Genomic DNA, 7223 nt, shown 5'->3' with positions numbered 1-7223 from the left:
TAATAAAAAGGCAGAATACCATCTGCCTTTATCTTATAATTCGATCCATTTCATTTCCATAGCCTTTAAATCATAAGTTCCATGGACTTTTCCTTCAATGTATAAATCTGTTTTAACATCATTATTTGAGTTATTAATGATAACTACTTTGTTTACCGATGGGAATGCAGCGATTTCGGTATTCATATTTGTTACAAAGTATTTTTTCATATTGTTTTCTTCACTTGCTGCAAAATATATTGCACGAAGAAGTAAACGACAGTTTTGTGGAGAATATGGTAGACCTGCAAAGTAAACACTTCTACCCTTTCCATATTGGTTAGTTACTAATTGGCAATATTTTTGATCCATCGCAAGCACTTGATAATTATCACCTTGCGCATAAATGCTTGCCATACCTTCTCCAAAATCTACTGGCTCTTCAATATCTTCTAAGATAAAGTGTTTAGCATTTAGTGTATTGTATTTATCATGACTTAGAGTGAATCCAACTTCTTTATCCACACCCATTACATCACTCAATTGGAAGAATCTTCCTTGGTGTTGATAAGATGTTGGTTCTCCTACCCCGATAAATCCTCCACCAAGATCAACGAATTCTCTAATCTTAGTTACAATCTCTTCATCAATCCAATTATCTCCGCCTGTCCAAGATGTACCTTGAGTACCAGCATTAATAATAACCTTGATATCTGAATCAATACCATTACGTACATCGTCAAAACTAATAAATTCTACATCAATTGGCATACCGCTTAAACATTCAATAACACCAACATAACTATAAATTTCACGATACCAAATAGCGTGATGCACTTGGTTATTCATCCATCTTCGAATACTACCCCACGAATTTAAAATAGCTACTTTAAATGGTGCTGTATAAGATTTAGTTTGATTTGTATATTCATGAATTTGTCTAAATTCGCTAATAACATTTTTAATTGTATCAATAAATCCTGGCCACTCAACAGCAAGTTTTAAATATCCACCATAACCAATACGATCTAATGGACTTCTTAACATTGCACGACGTGCTTGAAGCCAATTTTCATTTGCTTCTTTAATAGGATCTCCATTTTCATTAAATACATCTGGGAAGAAATATGGTAGGAATCTACCTTCTGTATACTTAACACCTTTAATATCTGAAATCATACGCATTGTAACACCATTACCTACTGATCCTACTACTGCATCTAATCCAATATTTTCAAAGTGTTTACCAAAAGGTTCTGTACCAATCCAATGATCTCCCAAAAACATCATTGCTTCTTTACCATAGCTATGAACAATATCCACTAATTCTTTAGCTAATTTACTAACTTCAATTTGTTGAAATTCAATAAAATCTCTGAATTCTTTACTAGGAATTCTAAATATAGAATTGTGATATCCTTGATCCACAATAAACTCTGGTCTGAATTTATATCCTGCCCATTTTTCAAATTGTCTTAAAATATAAGGACTTACACTTGCACTATAGCCAAACCACTCAACATATTTTTCTCTTTTTTGATCATCAAATGTTAATGTAAATTGATGAAAGAATGTTGTGAATCTAATTACATCAATATGTGGATTGTCTATACAAAATTGACGTAGTTTTTCTTTTACATGTGCTTGTGTTTTAGGTTGACGAACATCAAATGTACATTGATGAGGTGCATCCTTCCAATCATTAGTAATAAAGTTATACATATGAACTGGATCCCAAATAAGGAACGCTAGAAAGCTTACTGTATATTCATGATATTTTATAGTTTCAATAACTACACAGCCTGTTTCAGATACATAATTCCATTTATCAGTAGGAACTATTTCTCCAGTAGTTCTATCAATTACTTCCCACCATTCTTTTGGATCATCAATTTCATTTACTTTTAATTGTTGAGTATGAAATCCATGCATTAGTTTAATTTCTAACGTTGTATTTCTTGCAGTATAACGATCTGTAATTAAATACTCTTGTTGTACCTCTTCTGGGTTTGCTTCCGCCCATTCGTTATCTTTTCTTGTTGTATAGTATGTTGCATATATTTTGCCATTACTTTCAAGTAATTCATCTGGCATTATTGTTCCATCACAGTCACGAATTGCATCAGCATCTAATTCTTCTTTTAATGCTAATGTTTCTTTAATCATATCTAAATCTGTAGGAATTGTTAAACGTCCGCCTTTAATCATATATTCTCCTTCATTTGTATTGTGCATTGTAATAATAAAGTAAGAAGATCAAGCCAATGACTCCTACTACTTCGGTTGCTAAACCAGCGTATCCTGTATTTCTTTGCCCAATGAAAACTAGTGCAAATGAAATTATGAATACGATTAACATCATGATTAGTTTTTCTCTTGTTAATTTGCCCATAATTTCCTCCTAGTCTTTAATTCCACCGACTGTCATACCTTGTGTTAGTTTCTTTTGTACCATCATATATAAAATTAATGTTGGTAACATAACAACTACTAACCCAGCGTACAACATACCGTATTCAGCTTTACCACGTGCTGCTTGTGATAAGTTCATTAAACCTACCGGTAATGTTTTACTTACTCCTGGTAATAATGTTAATGCAATAATATATTCATTCCAGAATGCTAAGAAATTAAATAAGATAACTGTTACAATACTTGGTCTAGCCATCGGTATCATAATTCTAGTCATTGTTTGGAAGTAACTACATCCATCGATATAAGCTGCTTCTTCATATGTTTTTGGTAATGTTCTGAAATAACTTGTTAATAGATAAACAGTAAATGGTATTGCTGTGGCTGCATAGATAACAGCTAACACAAAGATATTATCTAAGAAGAATGATGTTTTAAAGAACTGGTATACTACATCATCCCAATCAAGTAACATCAAGAATATAGGTACTACAATATAGTTAACATTAATGAATAATCCTGCCATATATAATGCATTAATAATCTTTTTGCATTTGAATTCATAACGCGCTAGTACATATGCAGCTGGTAAGGCAACTACCAATAATATTATTAATGCAATCGCTGTTACTAACACTGAGTTTAAGAAATACTCACCCATGTTCGCTTTGTTAAATGCATTAATAAAGTTTTGAAGATAGATACCTTTTGGTAATGTCCAAGGATTAGTATAGAATTCGGCATTCTCTTTTAAAGATGCCATAAATACCCAAGCCACTGGAACAATAATAGAAATTGCTACCGCTAATAGTGCAATATAAATAAATATTTTATATATCTTTACATTATTTTTCTTTTTCATATTATCCCCCTAGTACTCAATTACTTTTCTTTCAGTTGCTTTATTAACAATTGCACTTAGGATAAATGAAATTATAAAGACTGTTGCACCAATTGCCATACCATAACCATAACTTACATTGTCGTATGCTTGTTTATATAAGTAGCCTAATACTGTTTGGCTTGCTCCATCTGGTCCACCACTTGTCATTACTTTAGTAAATAAGAAACTTAAGTTAACAGTACTTATGATAAAGAATGTTAGTGTTGTACGAATATTTGACCACACTAATGGAAGTGTAATATTAAAGAATTGGGTAGTTTTACTTGCGCCCTCTAAATCAGCTGCCTCATATAAGTGAACTGAGATAGAACTCATACTTGCCATATACATAACCATATAATATCCAACCGCTTGCCATATCATTGCGCCTGCAATTGCATAAATAACTATTTTTTGATCACCTAGGAATTTGATTGTTGTCCATGTTTCTGGTTTAAACAAACTAATAAGACTATTTAATAACCCATTACTTGGATCATAAATCGCACTAAAGATTGCCGAGATAACTACTACTGACAAAATATTAGGAATGTAAAACACAATTCTAAAGAAATTTTGTCCTTTAATTTTCTCACGAACAAGTATCGATGCGAATACAATCGCTACCGCTAAAGTAACAATAGTTACAATTGCAATTAAGAATAACGTATTTTGAAGTGAACGTATAAAGTTCATATCCTCAAATAAAATTTTGAAGTTATTGATTCCTACAAAAGATTTATTTGGAGATAAACCTCCCCACTTATAAAGTGACATTGTAAATACATTAATAGTTGGAATAACCATGAATATAGTAAATAAAAGTAATGACGGTATCATGCATAAAGCAATAAACCACGACTTTTGTTTCGTTTTACGCATAAGTTTCCCCTTTCTAAGAAAGTAATAGCGGCGTCAAGCACCGCTATTACAACATAATTTAATTTTAATTAGTTAAATTTTTTAACTGCTTCAACTACACCGTTGTACCAATCTTCAACAGTCTTATCACCAGTAACTACTGAGTTAACTGTTCCATAAATGATACCTTCAGCAGAAGTTAAATCAACACCTTCAACTGCATCATGAGCAGCGAATCCTACAGCGTTAGCTTTAGCTCCGTTGTCATATACTGAGTAGTAAAGTTCATTGTCTGTACCTGCAAGCATACCTGATGCTGTTGTTGTAGGCATAACTGCTCCACCATTTTCGATGAATAATTTAGTTGCTTCATCTGAATATGCGAATGCGATGAATTTTTTAGCTAATTCTGGATTTGTTGCAGATGTAGGGATATACATTTGTTCAGAGAAAGTTGTTGAGTATCCATCTCCACCATCTTTAACTGCTGGTAATGCTGTGAATCCCCATTTGAAGTTTTCAGCTCTTGGAGCTTCTGCCATTTCACCTGGTAACCAAGTTCCGTTTGGACAGAATAATGCTTTGTTATCAAGAATTAATTGTTGGTTCTTTGTGAAACCATCTTTGTTAGCATTAGCTACTGTATTTTCTTCTGTATAAGAAGCAAGTTTTCCAACGATTTCGAATGCTTGTTTAACTTCTGGTAATTGCCATGCATCTGCATCGTAGTTCATTAATTTAGTATAAACTTCAGGACCTGCTGTAGCATTAATTAATGCTGAGAAGAATGCATCAAAGTAACCAGTTGTAGGGTATGTAAATAATGCAATACCTTCTGCTTTAGCTTTGTCTCCTAATTCCCACATTTGATCCCAAGTTGTTGGAACTTCCCAACCTTTTTCTTCAAATAATCCAGCATTGTAGAATAATCCACAAGGTGAATAGAACATTGGAGCTAAGTATAATTTACCATCTCCATAAGGACTTGATGTTAATGCATCAGTGAAACCAGGTAAAATTTTATCTTGTACAGTTCCTTCTTCACCAGGAATTGTCATTGCTAATACATCTGTAATGTCAGTGATTTGTTTTTCAGCTACCATTGCATCTGTAAGTTTTCCTTCAGATCCAACTGATAAATAAATAATATCAGGTACGTTCTTTCCAGAAGTAATTACTGGACGTAAAGTTTCAGCAATATTCTTTTCAAGTTGAAGTTCTACTTTAACTCCTTCTTTTTCTTCGAAAGCTTTTGCTACTGCTTCCCAACCAGCTGTTCCATAACCACCGTCAAGACCAGCGATTTTTAGTACTTCTGTTGTTGCGTCTCCTTCAGTAGTTCCTGTTTCGCCTTCTGTCTTAGGTGCTGATGAGCAACCTGCGATAGAAACTAACAAAAGACCAGATAGTAATAATGATACTAGTTTTTTCATTTCTTTTCCTCCCGGCTTACGCCTTTGTTAATTTTAGTATAGTAATATTAATGAAATATCACTATATTTATATTGTTCTATTTTTTATATATATTGCTTTTTATAAAATAATTCAATATTATTAAAATATAGAAACTGAGGAAACCATATGGGAAATACACAATACGAAATAAATTACTCAACACTTTCAAAAATAAATTGTCGATTATTATATGTTACCAGAGCTAGATTTGATACTGACTGGCACTCTATTATGCATACCCACCCCTTTACAGAGTTATTTTATGTACTCCAAGGAAAGGGACGTTTCCATGTTGAAGATCGCATGTTAGATGTTTCAGAAGATGATTTGGTAATTGTAAACAGTAATATTAATCACACGGAATCATCAAAAGATGAATCACCTTTAGAATACATTGTTTTAGGTATTGAAGGTATTTCAATCCTAGCAGGTGATTCTGGCGATGTACAACTATCTAGTTTACACAATTACGAGGACTATAAACATGAAATTTTGTTTTTTATTAAAACTTTATTGCAAGAAGCTTCAAATAAGTCCGATTATTATGATTTAATATCGCAAAATTTACTAGAAGTTTTAATCATGAATATTATTAGAAGAACCAAATCAGAGTTAATAATTGAAACATCTAATAAAATTTCACATGAATGTGCTTATGTTAAACAGTACCTGGACCAACACTTCAGTGAAAACATAAATTTAGATGAATTAGCTGAGATGTCTTACATTAATAAATACTACTTAGTGCATACATTTAAAAAGTACTCTGGTATGACTCCTATTAACTATTTGAATTATAAGCGTTTAAAAGAAGCTTGCATGTTACTCAAAACAACTAATCATTCAATTGCGCAAATTGCTAATATTATAGGAATGTCATCACAATCCTACTTTGCTCAATCATTTAAGAAGCAATTTAATATGTCTCCCAATGAATATCGTAAACAATCAAGCGAAAAAAAATAACGGTAAACTTAATCGTTTATCGTTACTCTTCTTCAGTATTCTCTTTGTTAGATGGCAAATTCTCACCAGAACAACGCCACAACTCACTATAAGCAATAAACGGGATCGCTTTGCTATATTCACGAGCTTGTGCTCTTTGCTTCTTCACATCTCCTTGATAACGAGATTCAAGAATTGCCTTGTTTACCATGTATTGAACATATACCAATTTTTTTAGTAAGAACCATACCCCAACGGCTTCTCTAATAATTATTTCTTTATCTTCTAAAGGTCTAATCTTATCAAATGCACCATCTTTTACTTCAGTTGCAATGCTCATTGCATCTGCTCTAAGTCCATCATATGATGAATATTTACTTTGATCTATAATTTTTTGAAGCGCTCCAGCTGATTTATTAAATGCATCATCAAATATTTGCATAGTTTTTTCTAAATTTACAGAATCCATCGTAACAATATAATTTTTATAAGTTTCAAATATACTTGTTGGTTCTGTTAAGCAAAAATATAATGACTTTGCAAATAAGTAACTAGAACGTCTATCACGTGTTAATAAAAATAATCGCTCCTCATCATTTTTGTTTAAATAAATTAAGAAAGGGCAAACCAATGTGATCAGCACCCTGTCAAGTAGACAAATGAAATAAATAAAAGTTTGAGATGACTT

At 32.3% G+C, this 7223-nt stretch carries 7 protein-coding genes; 1 reads left to right on the top strand and 6 read right to left on the bottom strand.

The features are described 5' to 3' along the window. Positions 1-33 precede the first annotated feature (33 nt). The 5 genes from gnpA to RR430_RS08485 form a co-directional block, all read right to left on the bottom strand. Entirely contained in the window at positions 34-2187 is a 2154-nt protein-coding gene (gnpA, locus tag RR430_RS08505) for a 1,3-beta-galactosyl-N-acetylhexosamine phosphorylase (RefSeq protein WP_332488663.1), read from the bottom strand. 10 nt (positions 2188-2197) lie between these two features. Continuing rightward, positions 2198-2371: a DUF6903 family protein gene (locus tag RR430_RS08500; RefSeq protein WP_332488662.1), complete on the bottom strand. Its 174-nt coding sequence runs from the start codon at positions 2369-2371 to the stop codon at positions 2198-2200. Between the two features lie 9 nt (positions 2372-2380). Continuing rightward, positions 2381-3253: a carbohydrate ABC transporter permease gene (locus RR430_RS08495; protein ID WP_332488661.1), complete on the bottom strand. Its 873-nt coding sequence runs from the start codon at positions 3251-3253 to the stop codon at positions 2381-2383. 9 nt (positions 3254-3262) lie between these two features. Further along, complete coding sequence (locus RR430_RS08490; protein WP_332488660.1) at positions 3263-4156, bottom strand: carbohydrate ABC transporter permease; 894 nt, start codon at positions 4154-4156, stop codon at positions 3263-3265. A gap of 68 nt (positions 4157-4224) precedes the next feature. Continuing rightward, entirely contained in the window at positions 4225-5568 is a 1344-nt protein-coding gene (locus RR430_RS08485; protein ID WP_332488659.1) for a carbohydrate ABC transporter substrate-binding protein, read from the bottom strand. A gap of 148 nt (positions 5569-5716) precedes the next feature. Between RR430_RS08485 and RR430_RS08480 the strand changes: the two genes are divergently transcribed. Then, complete coding sequence (locus tag RR430_RS08480; RefSeq protein WP_332488658.1) at positions 5717-6556, top strand: AraC family transcriptional regulator; 840 nt, start codon at positions 5717-5719, stop codon at positions 6554-6556. Positions 6557-6578: 22 nt separating this feature from the next. Here the strand turns inward: RR430_RS08480 and RR430_RS08475 are convergent. Next, positions 6579-7223, bottom strand: a 645-nt coding sequence (locus tag RR430_RS08475) for a hypothetical protein (protein ID WP_442879640.1), incomplete at its 5' end; no start/stop codon positions are given.

Origin of the sequence: Anaerorhabdus sp. (assembly GCF_036641015.1) — a bacterium.
GTDB lineage: Bacteria > Bacillota_I > Bacilli_A > Erysipelotrichales > Erysipelotrichaceae > Anaerorhabdus.
The sequence above is the reverse complement of the archived record's forward strand: the minus strand, read 5'-3'. Positions and strand labels throughout refer to the sequence as shown.

What these genes read in the sequence shown, in the direction of transcription:
- RR430_RS08500 (WP_332488662.1), bottom strand. Translation starts at nt 2,371, where the DNA reads ATGGGCAAATTAACAAGAGAAAAACTAATCATGATGTTAATCGTATTC.
- gnpA (WP_332488663.1), bottom strand. Translation starts at nt 2,187, where the DNA reads ATGATTAAAGGCGGACGTTTAACAATTCCTACAGATTTAGATATGATT.
- RR430_RS08490 (WP_332488660.1), bottom strand. Translation starts at nt 4,156, where the DNA reads ATGCGTAAAACGAAACAAAAGTCGTGGTTTATTGCTTTATGCATGATA.
- RR430_RS08485 (WP_332488659.1), bottom strand. Translation starts at nt 5,568, where the DNA reads ATGAAAAAACTAGTATCATTATTACTATCTGGTCTTTTGTTAGTTTCT.
- RR430_RS08495 (WP_332488661.1), bottom strand. Translation starts at nt 3,253, where the DNA reads ATGAAAAAGAAAAATAATGTAAAGATATATAAAATATTTATTTATATT.
- RR430_RS08480 (WP_332488658.1), top strand. Translation starts at nt 5,717, where the DNA reads ATGGGAAATACACAATACGAAATAAATTACTCAACACTTTCAAAAATA.